Annotated in this window: 1 protein-coding gene; it reads left to right on the top strand. The window is 73.1% G+C overall.

The window, feature by feature from the left end; genetic code table 11:
• Positions 1 to 500: 500 nt before the first annotated feature.
• The coding region (locus ACYVE9_RS29045; protein WP_461030860.1) for a hypothetical protein at positions 501 to 819 on the top strand (319 nt) is incomplete at its 3' end.

The raw sequence follows: 819 nt of genomic DNA, 5'->3' as shown, positions 1-819 counted from the left end.
ACCCGGTCCCCGCGGTCGTGCCGGCTGCGGGTCTCCTCCGACAGACGTGGCCGGCGTGCGTTTGGTTGCCCGTCGGCCCGGCGCGGGCGGGGCGCTGGCGGGACGGCGGCCCGGGGGTCCTCCACCTGGTCACCGTCAACACGATCACCGCCGTCACCCGTCCCTCGGTGCCGCGCGAGCACACCGCGACGTTCCCGGCCGGGAGCGGACCGACGGATTCCGGCCAGAATTCGCCCGCCGGGCGAGCGGCCGACGACTGTCGCTCCGGTCCCGCCCGACGGGACCGAACCGACATTCGGTGTCACCTGGGCGACACCTCGGTGACATACCCGGTCACAATGCACACCCAAGAGTGTGTGAACTCGACCACATGTGAGCACGCGGCTGTATCTCCCCAGCCAATCAAGATCATTGAATGGCGGGCGGGGGACGGAATGTCAGTCACGGGTGCGAGGATGCGGCTACGGTCTGGCGCAAGGTGGACGAACCGGGAGGGGCCGATGCCGAACCAGATCCGGCTCACTGTGCGTGGCCCGCGCTGCGGTCCGCAACAGGCCGGAGCAGAGTGCGACGTGATGGTCACCGCCCCGCCCGGGACCGTGCTCGCCGCGGTGACGGGCGGCCTGGCCACGGCGCTCGCCGCCGCCTCCGGCGTCCCGGCCGCCCCCGGGGACCCGGTCTCCGTCTACTTCGGCCCGCAGCGGCTGGACCCGCAGCGCCAGATGGTCGGTGAACCACCCCTGGTGGACGGCGCGGTCGTCTCGCTGCACGCCCCGGGGGAGCTGCCCGCGACGCCGGTGCCCGACGGCGTCCGGCTCG

It is taken from the genome of Streptomyces sparsus (assembly GCF_054776295.1).
Note: the sequence above shows the minus strand (reverse complement) of the source record. Positions and strands in the feature narration are given on the sequence as shown.